The following is a 20,644-nucleotide window of genomic DNA, read 5'->3' as shown; positions in this document are numbered from 1 at the left end:
GTGCGGCGCCTCCAAAGGCAAATATGGTCCTCTTCTATTGAGCGAGCGTCAGCCTCGGTGGCAACGCTGGTGCAGGCCATGCCGTCTGAAAATGTGTTTCACCGACTCGGCCCGACAACAGGGTGCGCTGCGGTGTGGGGAAGTTATGCAAGAAGGGGGAGCGGTAGCCGCAGTCTCGCACGATCTCGGCCAGATCGGCGCAGATGTCTGCTGTGCTCGCACGTCCTTCGTTGCGTCTCGCTACAATCACTGTGCCGTAGCCATTTTCGGCGACTGCAGCCAGCGCTGCTGTGGCGACTCCTGTCGACAAGTGGGGTGCAGGATCAACCTCTTGCTCGAAACACACCAGGGGATTGGCGGCAGGCGACGAGGAGTCTATCGAATACGTCACATACTCGACATCGGAAACATCGCTGCGATAGCCGACACAGTGAACGTGTCCGTAGTCAGAATTCCGTATGACCGCGAACTGTGTTTGCAAGTGTAGTTCCGTCGTGCGCCGGTATGCGACGAGCTCCTCGATCGAGACAATTGCGACATCGTGCGCGTCGGCGAAACGCTCGGCTTCGGCGGTGTCGGCGATCAAGATGGGATCGGCCTCGGAGGCGAGTGCGGTGAATGCGCCGGCTCGATGAAGTCCTGCCGCAGCTGCCAGGTCAACGGCCGCTTCTGCCGGGCCTCGACGGGCGAGCACACCCCCAGAGGCTGTTCGGGCAGGAAGGACATGTCCTGGTCTGGTGAATGCGTTGGCAGCGCTCGAGCTGTCGGCCAGTAACCGCAGGGTGCGTGCCCTGTCGGCTGCGGAAATGCCGGTACCGGGTGCGACGGCGTCGATGCTCACGGTGTATTCGGTATCTGCATCCGTCTTGTCGGCGCCGACCATGGGGGCGAGTTCGAGGCGGTCACACTCGCTGCCGGTCAGCGCTGCGCACACGAGGCCTGAGCCGTATCGCACGAGGAACGAGACGGATTCCACGGTCGACTTCTCGGCCGCAATCAGAAGGTGTGCGTCGTCGGTCGGGTTCGCGCCCGTGAGGACCACTGGCCGTCCCGCGTATAGCTCGGACGTTGCCCGCTGAACACGGGTGGTCGGAGAGTCCATCTTTGGCCTCGATTCTTGCGATGGCGTGTGCACTGTGATGAGCGTCGCAAAGATTCTGCGACGTGTCAACATCAACGTAGACATTGGCGTGACTTTGTCGGAATTAGCCTCTGCCCGTTGATGATCGATACTGTTCGGGCGCTGCATGAGGCATGAAAGGGCGGTGACCGGAGTGCCCCGTAGTGGCACGAGGTGGAACGAGAGGCATTGTTGGGAAAGCAGATTGACTAAACGATGCCCGCACCGCCGTCGTTTGTGGGCGAGAACGAGTGGCTGTCAACGCCGTCGGCCAGAAGGTATTCCGTTCGAGCGGAAAGGGATCCGAAGTATCGACTGAGTGTCAGGGGCCTGATGTAGTTAGGTGGACCCGATTCGAACTCATCTCGAAGGATGGAAAATTTTCGAGGACGAACGGTCGAAGGTGGCTGCAGCGCAGCGTTGTTGACATGTTCAATGTCGAATGTGGATCGCGCCGAGTGAAAGTGCAAGGATCGCAGCATGTTTAGCTCTTTGGGCCTAGTGCGAAGAGGGTGCGAGTCGATTCGAAGGAGCAACCTGATCGTTGCCGCAGCGCGTTGGCGTCCCGGATCGCGCTTCCGTATCCGCGACGTAGTGCACGTCCGCTTGTGAAGCATCGACCCATTGACTGCGCGCTGGGCGCCCGCCCATGCATTCGGTCGCCCGCGAGCGTGGTCCGCGTGGCCCTGCGAGTGAAACATTCTTCAACTTCGTTGGCGCGTTCGACTCCTTTCGTCGGGCGCCTGGGTGACCTACCCACGGCGCGCTGATGGTCGTATGAACAGTAATAACGGTACCAGGTTCCGAAAAGATTTGGTGACCCAGCTCTCAACTGATTCCTGGACGCGGGTCGGTATGCTCGAATCACCATGACGAACCGCGGCAATGCACGAGGGCGTCCCCGTCGAAGTTCACGACTCGAGATTGAGCAGCGTGCAATCGAGTTGTTCCTGCGGGACGGCTATTCGAGTACCAGCATCGAGGCGATCGCAGTCGCTTGCGGCATCAGCAAGACGACCTATTTTCGCTATTACGGGTCCAAGTCCGAGCTGGTCTGGTGGGTCTTCGACGAGTACATCCGCGCCACGGAGGATGCCCTGAACTCGGCAGACCTCCAACTTCCGGTGATGGCAGCGATCCGTCAGGCCGTGATGGAAGCAACCGGCGGGGTAGCTGATGACGAAGGCACCTGGATGAGGCGGTTCGAGCTACTCGACACCACGCCGGAGTTGAAAGACGGTGAAGCTGCCCACTGGCAAGCATGGGGGGAGGCAATCAGTCGCTATGTGGCCGCGAGAACAGGCTTGCGTGCAATCGACGTCGTGCCCTCTGCTGTCGGCGGCGCTTTGCAAGCGGCGTATCTCGCCGGCTTCCGGGAGAGTTCGGCAACTGGCGAGTCGTCCACACAAACACTGGCGCGGCTCGATGCGACGTTTGCACTGATCAGCCAGCCTCTGCAGGCCTGTATTGATCTCGAGCAAGCCCGCCCGGAACAAATGGGTAGGCGACCCCTTGTGGGGTCTACTACTGGACCGCAGGACATCGAGGGCTCGGACGGAGTCGCCCCGCATTTGCGCATTCAACACCATAGTTGACACCGGGCTTTAGGAGGTCGTCACCGCGCTGTCTGGCGGTGAGAAGTGCGTCATCGAACGCCAGATCTCGAGAACGGGATGCTGAGTCGAGCGATTCTCGTAATTCGAAGTGCACGGGAATCTACGCGCGCGGGGCGGATTTCGAAAACGCAGATCTTCGTGGCGCGGATCTGCGCGACGCGAATCTGACCGAAGCGGACCTTAGCGGTGCAGACCTGAGTGGCGCCGACTTGACCGGTGCCCAATTCAGTGGAACGGGCCTCGCCGAGATCAATCCGAAGTGCACAGGCTGAGAGTCCTCACGAAAGGTTCGAATAGGCGCGTGGCTCGGTCCCTGACCGAGGAAGCTACGGTCCCACCACAGCCGACGCGTGGTTGTCAGGACGTCCGGACGAGTTCCGCACGCATCTGGGTGAACAGGAACAACCCCGGGCGTCCGGAGGTCTGCTCGTACTCGCGTGCGACGTCGTCCATGAACTCGGGGACGGCGGCGGCGTCGAGGTGCGCGGTCCAGTCGGTGGACCCGACGGTGCACCACCGCACGAATTCTTCCCGGGAACCGAAGTCCCATTCGACGTCCCGCACGACGAGGTCGGTGGTGTCGAGTCCTGCTGTCTTCGCGAGTCCGCGGAATGTCGCGGGATCGACGTGGACGTACGGCGCCGTGAAGTCGGTGAAGAACTCCGCCCACTGTGGGCGTGCCGAGATGGCCATCATCACGTCTTCGACGCTGGTCCGTCGACCGGCGCACACCATCTGGACGATCACACGGCCACCGTCCACGACGCTGCGGGCGATCGCGGCCAACGCCACCTGCAGGTCGGGAACCCAGTGCAGCGCGTTGAACGACACCGCGACGTCGAACTCGCCGTCGAACGGAAGGTCGCGAGCGTCCGCGATGCGGAACTCGGCGCGGGCGCCGTCCGGCACCGCCCGGGACACGGCCTTCGCGATCATCCGCGGGGAGGCGTCCACTCCGACCACCGAACCGCCGGGGAGTCGCTCGGCGATCCGGAGTGTGACGAATCCGTCGCCGCACCCCACGTCCAGCACACGTTCAGTGCCGGCGAGGTCGAGCCCGGCGATCGACTGCTCCGCGACGGCGCGCTGCAGTGCGCCGACATCGGCGTAGCCTTCGCCGTCCCAATCGACCACGACAGGCTCTGGTTTTCTCAGGCTCCCTGGTGGTGCGGGCTCGAGTGCGCGCCGCCCCCGGAGCGCGCGATGGACGCGCGGACGCGGGCCGTGGCCTGCCAGATCTGGGTGCTGTCGTGCACGCTGATAACCGTGATGCCCTGTTCACGGGCATTCTGAATGGCCTGCGCGTCCTGGGGCGAGCCGACTCCGTCGAGGACGTCCTCGGTGACGATCGCGCAGAGCGCGGGGCCGTCCAGCTTCCGGACGGGCTCGAGTCCGTGGACGACCATCCACTGCTTGACCATCGCCCAGTGCGACACCTCTTTGTACCGGGTGGGGTTTCCGATGAAGAGAACCCGACGGGAGCGGCGGGCGCGAGCGATATCGATGTGCGTGACGGTAGCCATGGCGGAGGGTTCCTGTCCGTTGCGGGATTCCGTACTGTCAATCCCCACTCGCACCGGTTTCGTTACGCCCCCGCCCCAGGAAGTTCGCCGGTCCCGCATACGTGAGTGCGAAAGAGTGCTCGAACACGCTTTGCCGCTCACGTATGCGGGGGCCGTCAGCTCCCGAACGGGCTGCCCGACGAGCCTCCGCCGCCCGGCCCGGACGTGTCGGTGACGGTGACCGTGGTGGGGTCCTCGGTGCCGTTGGTCAGCGGCGGAGCGGTGCCCCACTGCTCGAAAGACGGAATGCTCGAGCAGGACCATTGCACCGTGTACTCGCCGGGATCGACGGTAGCCCGGAGTTCGCCGTCGTCGCCGCCCATCACGACGGTCGGGCCCACGACGGCGGCGGGCGTGGTCCCCCCTGCGGGGAGGACGTTCATCAGGCACAACACCGCCCCGGGGACGTCGTATCGGACCTCCATGACCACCGCATTCCCGTCGTCGGTGATGGCGACGGTGATGTCCTCGGGTGCCGCGGACGCCGTGGGGGCGGCGAGTAGACCCACGCCGGTGACTGCGGCGGCAATTCCTACGGTTCGTGCGATCGTGACCTTCATCGGTGCATCCTTCCGGACTGCTCGGTTGCCGGTTTTGAATACGAGCCAGGAGCCACCCGGGAGTATCGCACCTCCAACCCCGATCCGCTGGGACGCGAAAGGTGGAACACTGCTGGTCTGGGAGTTCTCAGCGTGTCGATCCGGCACCCGGTGATAGAAGGAGACGGCGAAGTGCTCGGACGGAAGAACTACACGCAGGACGAGATCGATCACGCCGAGGCGTCCGTCGCGGAGCAACTCGCCGCGTACACGTCGCTGACGGGAGCGATCGCGGGCGAGGTCACGGGCAAGAAGGTCTTCGCCGCACTGGAGGACTTCGAGCCCCTGTTCTTCGGCAACATGATCCTCGCGCTGGACCGCTACTTCGTCCACCGGGTGCGGGCGGTGACGGGTAAGGACGCGAACCCGCTCAACGAAGTCGAGATCATTGCCGACTCGCTGATGAACAACGGCGGCGTCCTGCGCGGCATCAACGTCCTCGCATACGTTCCCGGCAAGTCCGTTCTGAAGCTCGAGATCGGCGATCCCATTCGGGTGAGCGCCGACGACTTCACACGTCTGTCGGCAGCGTTCTTCGCGGAGCTGCGGTCGCGGTTCCTGACATGACCGTGTGGTTCACGTCCGACCTGCACCTTCGGCACGCGCGGCTGGTGGAGATCCGGGGCTTCGACGCGGAGATCGACGCACACGACGAATCCATCCTCGACGCGATGGGTGCCGCCGTCGGGAGCGGGGATCAACTGTGGATTCTCGGCGACGTCACCGTCGGAGGTAAGGCCGCCGAGGACTGGGCGCTCCGCGCGCTGCACGAGTTCGCGCGGAAACGGAACGTCGAGCTGCATCTGATCCCCGGCAATCACGACTCGTGCCACCCGATGGCGAATCGCAACAGCCACCTCAGGCAGCGGGTCTTCCTGGACACATTCGCGTCGGTGCAGCTGTTTGCGCGACGGAAGATCGCCGGCCGGACGGTGCTGCTGTCCCATTTCCCGTACACCGGCGACCACACCGAGGAAGACCGGGGCGTGAAATACCGCCTGCAGGACGGGGGAGACTGGTTGCTGCACGGGCACACTCACCAATCCGCCGTACTGGACGCGGTCGTTCATCCGCGGCAGATCCACGTCGGCTGGGACAGTTGGCGCAGACCCGTCCACGTCGACGAGATCGCGGAGATCATCGAATCCGAGGCTCCGGCTCCGTGAGCGGGGCGGCCGCGGCGCGATAGGTACCGGGCGTCGATCCGTGGGTGGCCTTGAACAGCCGGGAGAAGTGGGCGGCGTCGGCGAAACCCCAGCGGGCACCGATGGCCGAGACGGTCAGCTCGCGGTACCGGGGGTCGGCGAGATCTCGACGGCACTGCTCGAGGCGGCGGCGCCGAATCCATCCGCTCACCGTGTCGCCCTCGGCCTCGAACATCTTCTGCAGGTGCCGCACCGAGATGTGATGGGCGGCGGCAATCGACTGCAGATCCAGTTCCCGGTCGGCGAGCCGCTCGTCGATGAACGCGGTGACCCGGGCTTGCAGTTCGTCCCCGCGCGACCGCGGAATCAGCCCGTCGGCGAGGTGGAGTTGCTCCGCGAACGCCGCCGCGACGAGGTCGAGGACGGCGTCGCCGAGATGCAGCGCGACGGTGGGGGAGGCGTCGGCGATCTGCTCGCCGAGCCCGCGCAACAGGGGCGTGACGACGGCGCCGAGTCCCCGCCTGCCCGACACCCGGCGCGCGGTGAGCTGGGCGATGCCGTCGGACGGCACGCGCAGGAGATGCCGGGGGAACATCACGACCAGCATCCGGAACCGGTCGTCGAACGACAGCTGATACGGACGGGTCGTGTCGTAGATCGCGAAGTCGCCCGGGGTGAGCGCGGCTTCCCGGCCGTCCTGGGTGAGGACGCAGCAGCCGCCCACCTGCAATCCGAGTTTGAAGTAGTCGGGGTTGGCGGCGCGGATCGTCCGCGGCGTGCGCCGAATGACGTGCGGGGCGGCCGTGACCTCGCTGATCCGGACCGCCCCGACCGTCGCGCCGCGCACCACGCCGCGGAAGTCGTCGTGGTCCGCCGACGTCATCTCGAGGGGGACGAACGCGTCGCTCACCGACTCGCGGAACTCGTCGAACGAGACGAGACGCTGTTCCCCGGGGCTGCTCACGGCCATCACCTGCTCGCCACGGCTAGCTGCGTTTGACGGCTTCGCGGGCGGCGGTGCCCGACGCCATCTTCTCCAGCAACCCGATCAGGACGACCCGCTCCGACGGTGTCAGCGTCTCGGTCCACGTCTGCTCGCGCTTGTTGTGCGCCGTGTACGTGCTGACGATGGCCTCGCGCCCGGCGTCCGTCAGCTCGAGGTCGACCGCCCGGCGGTCGCCGGCCGACGGTCGCCGGGTCACGAGCCCGTCGCGCTCGAGCGTGTTCACCAGGGCCGACACCGCAGACCTGCTCATCCCGGACAGCGACGCCACCCGCTTGGCCTCGCACGGTCCGGCGAGCCACAACACGAACAGCACCCGGAACCCCGGCCAGCTCCACCCGCTCGGCCGGTGGACCGTCGCCTCGAGGTCGTAGACGAGGGCGCTCGTCACCCGGTGCAGCGCGAGCACCAGTCGCATCGACACCGGATCGACCTCGGGCAACTCGTCCACGGTTTTGCCCACCGCGAAGTCCATGAAGGACAGGAAGTCCAAAGCGCTCTGGTCGGTCGTCTCCTCGGGCATGAACCCAGGTTAGCGGCCGATACAAGCTAATCAAAGTATTGATCAACCTGCACCCGTGAGTACTTGTTAACCGCCCGACGTTAATAAGTACTCACAGGCCGCGGGCGGCAGTACCCGCGTCGACGGGCAGGACGATGCCGCTGATGTGCGCGCTGGCCTCGGCGCCGAGGAACAGCACGACGCGGGTGATCTCGGCGGCGTCCAGCCACGGCACGGGCTGGGCGTGCAGGCTGCGGAACACCGGTTCCACATCCTCCGCGGCGGGTGCCTCCAGATCGGGACGCATCATCCGGTAGAGGGCGTCGTTGTGGATCATCGGTGTCGAGATATTGCCCGGCGCAATCGCATTCACGGTGATGCCGTGCGGGGCGAGATCGAGCGCGGCGCTCTTGGTGAGTCCGATGACGCCCCACTTCGACGCCGCGTACGCCGCCATGTTGGTGCTGCCGGCGCGGCCCAGCATCGACGAGATGGTGACGATCCGGCCGTATCCCCGCCGGATCATGCCGGGTGCCACCGCCCCTACGGTGTTGAAGACGCCGGTGAGGTTGGAACCGATCGCCTCCGACCACTGTTCCTGCGTGAGCGACTGCACGGGGGCGGCCACGGAGACGCCGGCATTCGCGACCGCGATGTCGATTCGCCCGAACTCGGACTCCGCCTCCGCGACGAGTGCGTCCATCGCGGCGCGGTCGGCGGTGTCCGCCTTGGTGGTGAGGCATCGGCGGCCGGCGGCGCGCACGAGTTCGGCGGTCTCGTCGAGGTCGGCGGCGGTGGCGAGGGGGTAGTTCACCGCCGGGCTGTCCTCGCAGCGGTCGCACAGCACGATGTCTGCGCCGCGTTCCGCCAGTGCGACCGCGTGGCTGCGTCCCTGGCCGCGGGCACCGCCGGTGATCAGGGCGACTCGGCCCTGGAATTCGTTCATCGTCTTCTCTCCTGTCCGGGCGGATCAGCGCAGCTTGATGCTGCCGCCGTCCGCCATCAGTGTCTGGCCGGTCATGTATCGGGAATCGTCGGACGCGAGGAACACTGCGACGGGTGCAATGTCGGTCTCGGGGTCGCCGATGCGCTGCAGCGGAACCTTCGCGACGGACGCGGCGGCGCGGTCGGGGAACCGTTCCTGCCAGGCGAGGACGCCCTCGGTCGCGGCGAACGGGCAGATCACGTTGACCCGGATCTGATCGGCCGCCCATTCGTTGGCCGCCACCCGGCTCACCCCGCGAATCGCTTCTTTCGCGGCGGCGTACGACGTCTGGGTCGGCATCCCGTCGAGTCCGGACCCGGACGCGAAGTTGATCACCGAACCGTTCGCCGCCTTCAACTGCTCGTAACAGGCCTGCATCAGGTGCACCACGGGATAGAACCCGGTCCGGAACGAGAGGTCGAACATCTCCTGGGTGTGGTCGATCAGCAACGCCTGCCGCGACGCGTGGGCGTTGTTGACCAGCACGTCCACCGATCCGAACGCTGCGACCGCGGCGTCCCGGATCTGCTCGGCGGACTCGCGCCGGGAGATGTCGGCGTTCAGGAAACGGGTGGCCGGTCCCAGTTCCTGCTCGAGTTCCCGGCCGCGTTCGTCGTCGATATCGACGAACAGGACGTTCGCGCCCTCGCGGACGAACACCGTCGTGACGGCCCGTCCGATGCCGCCGGCGCCGCCGGTCACGATCGCCGTCTTACCGTGCAGCCTCATCGTGTGCTCCTTCTGTGATCGCGGCTCAGGCACCGGCGAGGTCGCCGGTCGCGAGCGCGGCCTTCTCCAGTTCGGCGACGCTGAACGCCGCGTAGTTCTCGTACGGTCCGCGACCGGCGAAGTACGGTGTGAGGAGGCCGTCGAGCTCCTCGGCTGAGAACGCGGAACCTGCTGCGTCGAAGCGGTTCTCGACCTTCGGTGCCTCCATGAGTGCGACCATCTTGCCGTAGACGACGAACACCTGCCCGGTGATCTCGTCGGCGGCGGGGGAGGCCAGGTAGTGGACGAGGGTGGCGACCCGTTCGGGGGACAGGGGGTCGAGGCCCGTCTCGCCCGGGTTCTCGCCGAACGCGTCGGCGGTCATGGCCGTCCTGGCGCGCGGGCAGATCGCATTGGCCCGCACCCCGTAACGGGACAGTCCTTGTGCCGTCGACAGTGTGAGCGCTGTGATTCCGGCCTTCGCGGCCGAGTAGTTCGGCTGTCCCGCCGATCCGAACAGGAACGCCTCCGACGACGTGTTGACGACCCGCCCGTACACCGGGCGGCCGGCGGCCTTGCTCGCCGCGCGCCAGTGCACGGCCGCGGCGCGGGACGTGGCGGCGTGGCCCTTGAGGTGGACGCGGATGACGTCGTCCCAGTCGGATTCGGTGAGGTTGAAAATCATCTTGTCGCGCAGGATTCCGGCGTTGTTGACGAGGATGTCCATCGATCCGAACGCGCTGACGGCCTCGTCGACGAGGCGTGCGCCGAGCGCCCAGTCGGAGACGTCACCGGTGACGGCGACGGCCCGGCCGCCGGCCGCAGTGATCTCCGAGGCGACTTCGTGCGCACCGTCGCCCATGTCGTTGACGACGACCGCGGCTCCGGCGGCGGCGAGTGCGAGGGCTTCGGCCCGGCCGAGGCCTGCGCCGGCGCCGGTGACGACGGCGGTGCGTCCGGTGAGGCTGAGTGATTCCGTCATGGGAACTCCTGATCCGCGAAGAGAAAACTAGATTTCATTCTAGTTGTATCGCATGAACTACTGATCAGTCACTATGTAGGCGAAATATTGTGCAGGAATGTTTTCTACTATTGTCGCCGCTTTGCGTCACCGTGCACCGGCTGCGGGCAGGTCTCGGTGAGTGGGAACTGTGGTCGGCGTCACTGGGCGCCATGCCAGGTTGGGCGTGCTGATCCACTCGAATCCCCCGGAGCCACATATGCATAACATGCCCCTGTCCCCAGGTGAGGCGGAGCGCGCACCGCTCTCACGCGGGAAGTCGTTCGCCCTCCTGGCCCTGATCATCCTCCTGGTCGAGGTCATCCCACTCGCCTACAACTTCGTCACCCCGGCGCTGCCGGAGATCGCGAAACACTTCGGCACCGCGAACGTCGGCTGGGTGATCACGATCGTCACGCTTATGCTCGCCGCCTCGACTCCGCTGGTCGGCAAACTCGGCGACATCTACGGCAAGAAGCGGATGATGCTCGTGTCGGCCGCGGTATTCGGCGCCGGATCGCTCCTCGCAGCGCTGGCCCCCACGTTCGAACTGTTCCTCGTGGGCCGCGGCCTCCAGGGTGCCGGCATGGCGATCCTCGTGCTCGCCTACGGGCTGATCCGCGACATCCTGCCGCCGTCGATGATTCCCGTGGCGGTGGGATTCGTCGCCACGGGTATGGGGGCGAGCACCATCCTCGGCCCGATCATCGGCGGCTATCTCATCGACCACTTCGGCTACACCGGCGTGTTCTGGGCGCAACTTGCCCACGTGGCGGTCGTCGGCATCGCGGTCGCGGTCTTCGTGCCCGAGACCACCCTCCGCACGAAGTCGAAGCTCGACGTGCTCGGTGCGGTCATCCTCGGACTCGGCGCCTTCGTGCTGCTGTTCGGCATCGGCAAGGCCGCCACCTGGGGATACACGGACCCGCAGACACTTCTGTGCGTGGGCGGCGGTCTCGCCGTTCTCGCCGGATGGCTGGTCTACGAACGCACGCCGAAGGAGCCGCTCGTCGACCTGCAGATGCTCCGGCACGGCCCCGTCGCGAAAACCCTGGCGGCCAGCGGTTTCGTCCAGTTCGTCCTGGTCAGCCATTCGATGCTCATCCCGATGTTCGTGATGACCGATCCCGGGCTCGGTCTCGGCTACGGATTCGGTGTCACCGCCCTCGCCGTCGCCGTCTACACCGTCCCCACCGGCATCATGTCGATGATCGCCGGTCCCGTCGGCGGATACTTCACCCGGCGCATCGGCCCCGCGCCGGTTCTGGTGTTCGGCGGCGCCGCCCTGTCGCTCGGGTCGGTCCTGCTCGCCACCCTCCACGACTCGACCGCACAGATGATGTTCGGGCAGTTGGTGATCGGCCTCGGGCTCGGTTCCGCGTCGGCGACGTTGCCGAACCTCATCATGCGCACCGTGCCCGCGCAGACGCAGGGGATCGCCGGCGGGATGCTGAACCTGTCCGGTTCGCTGGGCAGTGCGATCGGCAGCCAGATGATGATCGCCATCGTCGCGATCCCCGGTGTCGTGCTGGTGGGCCGCGCCGCGCAATACTCCGAGAAGGGATTCGTCTACGCCTTCTTCACGCTGGCGGTCTCCGGACTGCTGGCCGCGGTGATGGGACTTCTCCTCACCCGCAGCAAGATCGAGCGCCCGGCCGACACGGCCGTGGCCACGTCGGAGATGGTCGCCTGACCGTCGCCTGCCGCACGAGGACGAGGCCCGCAGCACCTGCGGGCCTCGTTTCCGTGCAGCCGAAGCCGTGCTCAGTGGCGCACCCCCGCGGCCAGCAGGGTGCGCGCCTCCTCACGGCCGTCGAGAAGCCGATTGACGCGGCGGGTCACCTTCCACTCGCCGTCGATCTTGGCGAGCTCCCACCGGTTTGCGGTGATCCGGTGAACCCGGAACCCGGCGTCATCGTGAATGATCAACTGCGACTTGCACGTCGCCACCGCGATGTCGCCGTCGACGCGCACGTGCCCGGGCTCGAGCATGTGCGCGCAGCCACCGCCGATCCAGCCCTGATGCGCCTGCGACTGCACCATCGCCGTGATGGCCGCATGCCCGCGCATTACCCCGGTGTCCACGTCGTACACGCCGTCCTCGGTCCACAGACGCGCGACGGCGTCGGCCGACCCGCTGTCGATGGCGGGGCCGTAGGCGGTCATCAGCTCGAGGATGGCGAGTTTGTCCTCGAGGGCGGTGACGCGTTCGGCGAGTGTGCGGAGGAGTTCTTCGGTGCCGGTCATGGGCGGATCCTGTCTTCGGTCGTGGTGCGGAAGGAGAGGCCGAGGGTGTCGCCCAGCTGCCGGAGGGCCTCCAGTTGCTCGCAGTAGTGGGTAGCGCTGGTGGACGCGAGGGTGGCGCTGACGACGGTGGTGCCGGCCTCGCGACGTTTTTCGAGGGAGCGGGCCACGGTGTCGGGGGAGCCGATCGGATCGAGCGGGGCGCCTGCGCTGAGGACCACCTCGAAATTCTCGGGGACGTCGACCCGCGCGAGCAGTGCGCACAATTCGTCGAGCGACAGACCGAACGGCACCCAGCCGTCGCCGAGCGTCGTCGCGCGGCGCAGGGACCGCAGTGTGCGTCCCCCGATCCACAGCGGGACTCGCGGCTGGACGGCGTGCGGTTCGACGACGACGCCGTCGAAGTCGTAGAACGGGCCGTGGTACTCGGGCCGGGATTGCGACAGGGACGCGCGCAGTGCGGCGAGGGCGTCGTCGGCGCGGGCACCCCGGTCGTCGAAAGGCGCGCCGAGCAGGTCGAATTCCTCGCGCAGGCTGCCCACGCCCAGCCCCAGTACGAGCCGGCCGCCGCTGACGACGTCGAGCGTGCCGTAGCGCTTGGCGATCTCGAGGGGGTGGTGATAGCCGAGCACCAGGACCTGCGTGGCGAGGCGGATGGTCGTCGTGTGGGCGGCGAGGAACCCGAGAGTCGCGAGCGGGTCCCAGTAGGTGCCGCCGCGTTCGACGGCGACGTCGGTGGGGACGGCGACGTGCTCGCTGCAGGTGAGGTGGTGGTAGCCGAGGCGGTCGGCGGTCCGGGCGATCGCGGTCAACTCCGCGATGCCGGCGCCGCGTTCCCAGTCCGCGCGGACTGCGGGGTGCGCGATGACGATGGGCGGCGCGATTCCTATGTGCATCAGTTCGTAACTCCGCTCTCGGGGTCGTCTGTCGTCACCGTTGTAGTGGAGGCACCCCGCGGGGTGCGCGGGCATTCCCGGTGACCGGGCGCGGTGGTTGTCCGATTCCTTCCCCGCGGCGGGCGCGGCTGTTAGTATTTTAAGAATTCATTTCAGTTTTTGTCGGACGCATGCGTGTGACCAGGATATTTGGAGGCGTCGATGACTGTCGTCGATTCGGATGATGCACTGTCGGTACCCGCTGCGAAGAAGGATCTGCCGCCGTCGATGGTGGAACGGATGACGCTGATCCTCGACGCGTTCGACGGCCGGACGTCGCGCCTGACGCTCGAAGAGGTGGCGTGCCGCACCCGGCTGCCGCGGTCCACCGTGCACCGCATCCTCGACCAGCTGGTCCGTCTCGACTGGGTCGACCACGCCAGCTTCGGCTACTGCCTCGGGCGGCGGGCGATGGGGCTCGGCGGCGGCGACAACGGGCACAGCCAGGTCCGGGCCGCGGCCGCGCCGCTGCTGCACGAACTGCACATGCAGACCGGGATGGTCGTGCACCTGGCCGTGCTGGACGGCGCGGAGAGCGTGTATCTGGACAAGGTCGGCGGGCGGATGGCCGCGAGCCTGCCGTCCCGCGTGGGCGGGCGGGTGCCCGCCTACACGACGGCGGGCGGCAAGGCGATGCTCGCGTGGGTCGACCCGGAGCAGGTGGACGGCATGTACGGGCCGCGGCTCACCCGGAGCACGGACCGCACGATCACCGAACTGTCCACGCTGCACCAGGAGCTCAACCGGATCCGGCAGCGCCGCGGACTCGCCTTCGAGCGCGGGGAGGCGGTGCGCGGAATCGGGTGCGTCGGAGTCGCGGTCCGCAGTGCCGACGGGCCGGTGGCCGGCATCTCGCTGTGCGGTGATGCGCGCACCGTCCAACTCGAGCGCGTCGCCCCGCTCGTCGTCGACGCCGCCCGGGAAGTCACCCGGACGCTGCACCCTGAACTGGGAACGCCCCGTCGCGGCCGCCGGACCCCGGAGATCCCGGACAGCTCGTGGTCGACCGAGACCCTCGACCAGCTCCTCGCGGTGCAGTCGGGCCAGTGGCTCTGACGCCCGTGCGTGCCTGACGAGTCCCTGGACTCGTTACGCACGCACGGGCAGCGGAGCGGCATCGAGACCGAAACCGCCCCGGAAGAACACCATCGGACGCTCCTCGCAGACCGATTCGAGTTCCCGGACGCGTCCGATCACGACGTCGTGATCGCCGGCCGTGTGCACCGACTGCACGTCTGCATGCACACGCACCAGGACCCCCGGCAGCGACGGCGTCGACCACCGCGACGGCTCCCACGCGAGCCCGTCGAACTTGGCACCCCGGCTCGAACCGAACCGGGCGCAGAGGTCCGCCTGGTCCTCGCGCAGCACGTTGATCGTGAACCGCCCCGACCGCCGGATGCGCGGCCACGCCCGCCCGCGGTGATCGGCGCAGAACAGGATCAGCGGCGGCTCCAGCGACACCGACGCGAACGACTGGCACGTGAAACCCACCGGGCCCTCCGCGTCGAGCCCCGTCACGACCGTCACGCCGCTGGCGAATTGTCCGAGGGCCCGGCGCATCTCGTCCGGTGACGGTGCGTGCGGGTGTGTCGCGGGCTTGTTGCCGGCCGGTTCGGTTGCCATCAGACCGCCTCCGATTGCTCTGCGTCGCCGACCGATTCGGCGATCGATCCCGAGGCTAGGGACGCCTCCGAAAGGCCACGAGATGCCGTCTCGGTCAGTGGAAGTCCCCGCCCGGACCATGCCCGGGCCGGGTGGTGTCTCGCTGACCGGGATCGCTCCTGTCCGAGCCGGGACCACGCTGGCAACGTGATCGACCATGACGACTGACTCGAGTTACGAGGGCACCCTGAAGGAGCTGAAGACCGACCTCGGCGTGCTTCGCTACCACGAGGCCGGCGACGGTCCGCCTCTTCTGCTGCTGCACGGCTCCGGCCCCGGCGTGACGGGGTGGCGCAACTTCCGCGGCAACCTCGGCGTCTTCGCCGAGCACTTCCGCACCTTCATCCTGGAGTTCCCGGGATTCGGGGTCAGCGACGACTTCGGTGGCCACCCGATGCTCACCGCGGGCGACGCGGTGCTCCGTTTCCTCGACGGGCTCGGACTCGACGAGGTGCCGATGCTCGGAAACTCGATGGGCGGCATCGTCGGCACCCAGTTCGCCATCGCGCACCCGGACCGCGTCGCCAAGCTGATCACCATCGGCGGCATCGGCAGGAACCTCTTCAGCCCCGGTCCCGGCGAGGGCATCAACCTCCTGATGGAATTCACCGACGACCCCACCCGGGAACGACTGATCGCGTGGTTGCACTCGATGGTGTTCGACCCAGCCATGGTCACCGAGGAACTGATCGAGGAACGCTGGACGCAGGCCACCGACCCCGAGACCCTCGCCAGCGCCCGCAAGATGTACAGCAAGGCCGCGTTCGAGGCCGGCGCCAAGGCGGCACTCGCGTCCGACGCGACCCCGTACTGGGCCCAGCTGCACAAGGTGACGGCGCCGACGCTGCTCACGTGGGGTCGCGACGACCGGGTCAGCCCGCTGGACATGGCGATCATCCCGATGCGGTCGATCCCGCGGGCGGAACTGCACGTGTTCCCGAACTGCGGGCACTGGGCGATGATCGAGCAGAAGACGGCGTTCGAGAGTGCCGTCCTCGCCTTCCTCCTCCGCAAGGACGGCAGCGGACGATGAGCGGCACCGCAGAAAACTTCGACACCACAGTCGATTTCCTCGTCGTCGGCAGCGGTGGCGGCGGCATGGCCGCGGCGATCACCGCGGCCCACCGCGGGATCGACACCCTCGTCATCGACAAGGGCGCGACGTTCGGCGGATCCACCGCCATCTCCGGCGGCGGCATCTGGATACCCAACGCCCCGACGCTGCGCGCGAAGGGCGTCGTCGACTCCCGCGAGTCGATCCGCCGCTACCTCGACATCATCACCGAGGGCACCGTCGCCGCCGACCGCCTCGACGCGTTCGTCGACAAGGGTCCCGAGCTGATGGAACTCCTCGACCGCAGCCCGCACATGAAGCTGTACTGGGTGAAGGGCTACTCCGACTACCACCCGGAATACGAGGGCGGGCGGCCGCTCGGGCGCACCATCGAATGCATGCCCTTCGACACCCGGGCGCTGAAGGAGGACGAGCAGTTCCAGCGTCCCAACAGCATGAAGGGTCCGCTGGGCCTGTGGGTCACGTCCAAGGACTACCACGACCTCGCCATGGTCAAGCGCACCTGGAAGGGCCGCAAGGCGTCGCTGGTGGCGGCATGGCGGGTGGCGTCGAACGTGATCCGCCGACGCCACATGGCGACCGGCGGACGCGCACTCGTGGCGCGGATGCGGATGGTCCTCAAGGACGCCGGGGTGCCGCTGTGGCTGAAGACGTCGATGACGGAGCTGATCGTCGACGGCGCCGGAGCGGTCGTGGGTGTCCTCGCCGAGCGCGACGGGCAGACGGTCCGGATCGGCGCCCGCCGCGGCGTGCTGCTCGCGACCGGCGGGTTCGACCACAACCAGGACATGCGGGCCAAGTACCTGCCCAGGCACGGCGTTCCGGACGTCAGCGCCGGCGCGCGGGAGAACACCGGCGACGGCATCGTCGCAGGCCAGAAGCTGGGCGCGGCGGTCGACCTCATGGACGACGCCTGGTGGATGCCGTCGGTGCTGCATCCGATGGGCGCCGTGATCCCGCTCGTGTCGGAGCGGTGCATTCCGCCGTCGGTGATCGTGAACGGCCGCGGTGAACGCTTCACCAACGAGTCGTCGCCGTACGTGAACTTCGTCCACGACCAACTCGACGGCGGGCACGTCCCGGCGTGGTTCGTGATGGACACCAAGGCGAAGTCGCGGTACCCGTTCGCGCAGGTCCTGCCGGGTGTGCCATTCCCGCAGGGGTTCTACGACTCCGGTGTCGTGCACAAGGCCGACACGCTGCGCGACCTCGCGGAGAAGATCGGCGTCCGGGCCGACACCCTCGTCGCGACCGTCGACCGGTTCAACGGTTTCGCCCGCACCGGCACGGACGAGGACTTCGGCCGCGGCGACAGCGCGTACGACCGGTACTACGGCGACCCGACGATGACGAACCCGTGCCTCGACGAAATCACGCAGGGCCCGTTCTACGCGATCCGCTGCGAGGCAGGCGACCTGGGCACCAAGGGCGGGCTCGTCACCGACGCCGACGCCCGGGTGCTCCGCGAGGACGGTTCGGTCATCGACGGCCTGTATGCCACCGGCAACACCTCGGCGTCGGTGATGGGCAACGAATACGCCGGCGCCGGCGCGACCATCGGTCCCGCCATGGTGTTCGGCTACATCGCCGCGCAGCACGCCGCCCAGGTGAGTGGCAAAGAGTCCCGGAACACACGACAGCACTCACGTGCGGGAGAGGTGGCGTGATGCTGAGCGACGCGCAACGGCTGTCCGCCGCCCACCTCCTGCGGAACGCCGAACGCGACCGTGCACCCATCGACCAGCTCACCACCGTGTTTCCGGGCATCGACGTCGTCGACGCGTACGAGATCGCACTGCTGAACATCCGGGCGCGGCTGGCGGCGGGGGAGACGGTGTACGGCCACAAGGTCGGGCTGTCGTCCGAGGTAATGCAGAAGATGATGGGCGTCGACGAGCCCGACTACGGACACCTGCTGTCGAGCATGGTGTACGCCGAGGGGACGCCGATCGACACCGCGCAGTTCTGCTACCCGCGCATCGAGGTGGAGATCGGCTACGTCCTCGGCGAGACACTGCCGGGGGAGGGGTGCACCGAGGCGGATGTGCTCGCGGCCACCGAATACATCGTTCCCAGTATCGAATTGATCGACTCCCGCATCACCGACTGGACGATCGGGCTCGCCGACACGATCGCCGACAACGCGTCGTCGGCCGGCGTGATCCTCGGCGCCGGACGCGTGGAACCGGCGAACGTCGACATCGGCGCAATCTCCGCGGTGCTCTTCCAGGGCGAGACGGAGATCGCGCGGGGCGAGGCGTCGGCGGTGCTCGGCAATCCCACGAAGGCCGTGGCCTGGCTGGCGCGGAAGGTCGGGAGCTTCGGGGTGCGGCTCGAGGCCGGGCACGTGATCCTGCCCGGGTCGTGCACCCGCGCGATCGACGCCCGCCCCGGCGACGTGTTCCGCGCTGATTTCAGTGACATCGGTTCCGTATCAGTAGAATTCAAGTAAGGCGACAATTGTGACCAAGGCTCTCGCCGCGATCGTCGGATCCGGCAACATCGGCACCGACCTGATGTACAAACTCCTCCGCTCCGAGATCATCGAGCCCCGCTGGATGATCGGCGTCGACCCCGACAGCGAGGGACTGAAGCGCGCCGCGGACCGGGGTGTGATCGCCAGCGCCGAGGGCGTCGACTGGCTGCTCGCCCAGGACGAGCGCCCCGACATCGTCTTCGAGGCCACCTCGGCCTACGTGCACCGGGCGAACGCGCCCCGTTACGCGGAACTCGGCATCCAGGCCGTCGACCTCACCCCCGCCGCGCTCGGACCGGCGGTCGTGCCCGCCGTCAACATGGGCGAGCACCGCACCGCACCGAACGTCAACCTCATCACGTGCGGCGGCCAGGCGACCATCCCCATGGTCCACGCCGTCTCCCGGATCACCGAGGTCGCGTACGCCGAGATCGTCGCCAGCGTGGCCTCGCCGTCCGCGGGACCTGGTACCCGCGCGAACATCGACGAGTTCACGATCACCACGAGCCGGGGCATCGAGACGATCGGCGGGGCGAAGAAGGGCAAGGCGATCATCATCCTGAACCCGGCCGAACCGCCGATGTTCATGAAGGACACCGTGTTCTGCTCCATCCCGGCCGACGCCGACCGCGGCGCGATCACCGCGTCCATCCACGACGTCGCGGCGTCCGTGCAGGCGTACGTCCCCGGCTACCGCCTGCGCGCCGAACCGCAATTCGACGACCCGACGCCGATCAGCGGTGGACTCGCCCGCGTCGGCATCTTCCTCGAGGTCGAGGGCGCCGGCGACTTCCTGCCGCCCTACTCCGGCAACCTCGACATCATGACCGCCGCCGCCACCAAGGTCGGCGAGAGCTTCGCGACGCAGATCCTCGGCGCCGGCGTCTGAGCGCGTCCGCCCATTCACTCTTTTGAAGGAATACCGATGCCTTACAGTGCCGAACTCGACATCCGGGTGACGGACTCGTCCCTGCGCGACGGCTCCCACGCCAAGCGCCACCAGTTCACCGTCGACCACGTCCGCTCCATCGTCGGGGCGCTCGACGCCGCCGGGGTTCCGGTCATCGAGGTCACCCACGGCGACGGACTCGGCGGTTCCTCGTTCAACTACGGATTCAGCCACACCCCGGAACAGGAACTGATCAAGGCCGCGGTGGAGACGGCGGAACGGGCGAAGATCGCGTTCCTCATGCTCCCCGGACTGGGGGTCCAATCCGACATCCGCGAGGCCGCGGACAACGGCGCGAGCATCTGCCGCATCGCCACGCACTGCACCGAAGCCGACATCTCCGTGCAGCACTTCGGCCTCGCCCGCGAACTCGGGCTCGAGACCGTCGGCTTCCTGATGATGTCGCACAGCCAGTCGCCGGAAGTGCTCGCGAAGCAGGCCCGGATCATGGCCGACGCCGGCTGCCAGTGCGTGTACGTCGTCGACTCGGCGGGCGCGCTGATCATGAACGCCGTCAGCGACCGCGTGTCCGCCCTGGTGGCGGAACTCGGCGACGACGCACAGGTCGGATTCCACGGCCACGAAAACCTCGGCCTCGGAGTCGCCAACTCGGTGCTCGCCGTCGAGGCGGGCGCCCTGCAGATCGACGGCTCCACCCGGCGCTTCGGCGCCGGCGCGGGCAACACCCCGGTCGAGGCGTTCGCCGCCGTCACCGAGAAGCTCGGAATCCGCACCGGCATCGACACCCTGAAGATCATCGACGCCGCCGAGGACGTCGTCCGGCCCGTCATGGACGGCGACTGCCTGCTCGACCGGCTGTCGCTGACCATGGGCTACGCCGGCGTGTACTCCAGCTTCCTCAAGCACGCCGACTCCCACGCCCGCCGGTACGGCGTGTCCGGTGCGGAAATCCTCATCGAGGCCGGCAGACGCAAGCTGGTCGGCGGTCAGGAGGACCAGCTGATCGAAATCGCCCTCGGCCTCGCGGACCGGCAGTCCGCGGAACCCGTAGTCGCCGAGAAGAAGTCCGCCTAGGCGTTCCGCCGGGTACCGACACCAG

23 protein-coding genes are annotated in these 20,644 nt (G+C 67.4%); 11 read left to right on the top strand and 12 right to left on the bottom strand.

Annotated features, from left to right (window positions below; translation table 11 throughout):
- Window positions 1-34: 34 nt before the first annotated feature.
- Window positions 35-1,102: a 3,4-dihydroxy-2-butanone-4-phosphate synthase gene (locus CA951_RS29585; RefSeq protein ID WP_087560231.1), complete on the bottom strand. Its 1,068-nt coding sequence runs from the start codon at window positions 1,100-1,102 to the stop codon at window positions 35-37.
- Between the two features lie 887 nt (window positions 1,103-1,989).
- On the opposite strand from CA951_RS29585, the gene CA951_RS29580 reads away from it, so the two are divergent.
- Together CA951_RS29580 and CA951_RS29575 are read left to right on the top strand one after the other, a co-directional pair.
- Entirely contained in the window at window positions 1,990-2,715 is a 726-nt protein-coding gene (locus CA951_RS29580) for a TetR family transcriptional regulator (RefSeq protein WP_087560230.1), read from the top strand.
- Between the two features lie 38 nt (window positions 2,716-2,753).
- A complete protein-coding gene (locus tag CA951_RS29575; RefSeq protein ID WP_256974138.1) occupies window positions 2,754-3,008 on the top strand; it encodes a pentapeptide repeat-containing protein in 255 nt (84 codons plus the stop codon).
- An 85-nt stretch (window positions 3,009-3,093) separates the two neighbouring features.
- Here CA951_RS29575 and CA951_RS29570 read toward each other — a convergent pair whose 3' ends face one another.
- The 3 genes from CA951_RS29570 to CA951_RS29560 all read right to left on the bottom strand — a co-directional run bounded on the left by CA951_RS29570 (window position 3,094) and on the right by CA951_RS29560 (window position 4,858).
- Window positions 3,094-3,870, bottom strand: a complete 777-nt coding sequence (locus tag CA951_RS29570; RefSeq protein WP_087560228.1) for a trans-aconitate 2-methyltransferase — start codon at window positions 3,868-3,870, stop codon at window positions 3,094-3,096.
- Between the two features lie 17 nt (window positions 3,871-3,887).
- Window positions 3,888-4,259, bottom strand: coding sequence for a hypothetical protein (locus CA951_RS29565; RefSeq protein ID WP_087560264.1), 372 nt, complete (start codon window positions 4,257-4,259; stop codon window positions 3,888-3,890).
- 155 nt (window positions 4,260-4,414) lie between these two features.
- Window positions 4,415-4,858 carry a hypothetical protein gene (locus tag CA951_RS29560; protein WP_087560227.1) on the bottom strand — a complete coding sequence of 148 codons (444 nt, stop codon included), beginning with the start codon at window positions 4,856-4,858 and terminating at the stop codon, window positions 4,415-4,417.
- A 171-nt stretch (window positions 4,859-5,029) separates the two neighbouring features.
- On the opposite strand from CA951_RS29560, the gene CA951_RS29555 reads away from it, so the two are divergent.
- Entirely contained in the window at window positions 5,030-5,464 is a 435-nt protein-coding gene (locus CA951_RS29555) for a hypothetical protein (protein WP_087560263.1), read from the top strand.
- The gene (locus CA951_RS29550) at window positions 5,461-6,063 is read left to right on the top strand and encodes a metallophosphoesterase (protein ID WP_087560226.1); all 603 of its coding nucleotides are present in this window, start codon (window positions 5,461-5,463) and stop codon (window positions 6,061-6,063) included. Before CA951_RS29555 ends, CA951_RS29550 begins: the two co-directional genes overlap by 4 nt.
- Here the strand turns inward: CA951_RS29550 and CA951_RS29545 are convergent.
- From CA951_RS29545 to CA951_RS29525, 5 genes are all read right to left on the bottom strand, one after another.
- Window positions 6,035-7,012: a helix-turn-helix domain-containing protein gene (locus tag CA951_RS29545; protein WP_087560225.1), complete on the bottom strand. Its 978-nt coding sequence runs from the start codon at window positions 7,010-7,012 to the stop codon at window positions 6,035-6,037. The genes CA951_RS29550 and CA951_RS29545 overlap by 29 nt on opposite strands.
- A 16-nt stretch (window positions 7,013-7,028) precedes the next feature.
- Window positions 7,029-7,568, bottom strand: coding sequence for a MarR family winged helix-turn-helix transcriptional regulator (locus CA951_RS29540; RefSeq protein ID WP_087560224.1), 540 nt, complete (start codon window positions 7,566-7,568; stop codon window positions 7,029-7,031).
- A 91-nt stretch (window positions 7,569-7,659) separates the two neighbouring features.
- Window positions 7,660-8,493, bottom strand: a complete 834-nt coding sequence (locus CA951_RS29535; RefSeq protein ID WP_087560223.1) for a mycofactocin-coupled SDR family oxidoreductase — start codon at window positions 8,491-8,493, stop codon at window positions 7,660-7,662.
- Window positions 8,494-8,517: 24 nt separating this feature from the next.
- Complete coding sequence (locus CA951_RS29530; protein ID WP_087560222.1) at window positions 8,518-9,261, bottom strand: SDR family NAD(P)-dependent oxidoreductase; 744 nt, start codon at window positions 9,259-9,261, stop codon at window positions 8,518-8,520.
- 25 nt (window positions 9,262-9,286) lie between these two features.
- On the bottom strand, window positions 9,287-10,222 hold the full coding sequence (locus tag CA951_RS29525; RefSeq protein WP_087560221.1) for a 3-oxoacyl-ACP reductase: 936 nt from the start codon (window positions 10,220-10,222) through the stop codon (window positions 9,287-9,289).
- 247 nt (window positions 10,223-10,469) lie between these two features.
- On the opposite strand from CA951_RS29525, the gene CA951_RS29520 reads away from it, so the two are divergent.
- Window positions 10,470-11,933: an MFS transporter gene (locus CA951_RS29520; RefSeq protein ID WP_087560220.1), complete on the top strand. Its 1,464-nt coding sequence runs from the start codon at window positions 10,470-10,472 to the stop codon at window positions 11,931-11,933.
- 71 nt (window positions 11,934-12,004) lie between these two features.
- Here the strand turns inward: CA951_RS29520 and CA951_RS29515 are convergent, their stop codons facing one another.
- Complete coding sequence (locus tag CA951_RS29515) at window positions 12,005-12,487, bottom strand: nuclear transport factor 2 family protein (RefSeq protein WP_087560219.1); 483 nt, start codon at window positions 12,485-12,487, stop codon at window positions 12,005-12,007.
- Complete coding sequence (locus CA951_RS29510) at window positions 12,484-13,380, bottom strand: LLM class F420-dependent oxidoreductase (protein ID WP_087560218.1); 897 nt, start codon at window positions 13,378-13,380, stop codon at window positions 12,484-12,486. The genes CA951_RS29515 and CA951_RS29510 overlap by 4 nt, the downstream gene beginning before the upstream one ends.
- A gap of 201 nt (window positions 13,381-13,581) precedes the next feature.
- On the opposite strand from CA951_RS29510, the gene CA951_RS29505 reads away from it, so the two are divergent.
- Window positions 13,582-14,475: an IclR family transcriptional regulator gene (locus CA951_RS29505; protein ID WP_087560217.1), complete on the top strand. Its 894-nt coding sequence runs from the start codon at window positions 13,582-13,584 to the stop codon at window positions 14,473-14,475.
- 33 nt (window positions 14,476-14,508) lie between these two features.
- Here CA951_RS29505 and CA951_RS29500 read toward each other — a convergent pair whose 3' ends face one another.
- Entirely contained in the window at window positions 14,509-15,045 is a 537-nt protein-coding gene (locus CA951_RS29500; RefSeq protein WP_087560216.1) for a flavin reductase family protein, read from the bottom strand.
- Window positions 15,046-15,241: 196 nt separating this feature from the next.
- Between CA951_RS29500 and CA951_RS29495 the strand changes: the two genes are divergently transcribed.
- From CA951_RS29495 to dmpG, 5 genes are read left to right on the top strand one after another with little or no spacing between them, the layout of a single operon-like run.
- Window positions 15,242-16,117 carry an alpha/beta fold hydrolase gene (locus tag CA951_RS29495; RefSeq protein ID WP_087560215.1) on the top strand — a complete coding sequence of 292 codons (876 nt, stop codon included), beginning with the start codon at window positions 15,242-15,244 and terminating at the stop codon, window positions 16,115-16,117.
- Window positions 16,114-17,826 carry an FAD-binding protein gene (locus CA951_RS29490; RefSeq protein ID WP_087560214.1) on the top strand — a complete coding sequence of 571 codons (1,713 nt, stop codon included), beginning with the start codon at window positions 16,114-16,116 and terminating at the stop codon, window positions 17,824-17,826. The genes CA951_RS29495 and CA951_RS29490 overlap by 4 nt, the downstream gene beginning before the upstream one ends.
- The gene (locus CA951_RS29485) at window positions 17,826-18,611 is read left to right on the top strand and encodes a 2-keto-4-pentenoate hydratase (RefSeq protein WP_087560213.1); all 786 of its coding nucleotides are present in this window, start codon (window positions 17,826-17,828) and stop codon (window positions 18,609-18,611) included. The genes CA951_RS29490 and CA951_RS29485 overlap by 1 nt, the downstream gene beginning before the upstream one ends.
- A 7-nt stretch (window positions 18,612-18,618) precedes the next feature.
- Window positions 18,619-19,524, top strand: a complete 906-nt coding sequence (locus CA951_RS29480) for an acetaldehyde dehydrogenase (acetylating) (protein WP_218780527.1) — start codon at window positions 18,619-18,621, stop codon at window positions 19,522-19,524.
- A 36-nt stretch (window positions 19,525-19,560) separates the two neighbouring features.
- The gene (gene dmpG / locus CA951_RS29475; protein ID WP_087560211.1) at window positions 19,561-20,619 is read left to right on the top strand and encodes a 4-hydroxy-2-oxovalerate aldolase; all 1,059 of its coding nucleotides are present in this window, start codon (window positions 19,561-19,563) and stop codon (window positions 20,617-20,619) included.
- The last annotated feature ends 25 nt before the right edge of the window (window positions 20,620-20,644 follow it).

It is taken from the genome of Rhodococcus sp. NCIMB 12038 (assembly GCF_002165735.1).
Classification (GTDB): domain Bacteria; phylum Actinomycetota; class Actinomycetes; order Mycobacteriales; family Mycobacteriaceae; genus Rhodococcus_F.
Note: the sequence above shows the minus strand (reverse complement) of the source record. Positions and strands in the feature narration are given on the sequence as shown.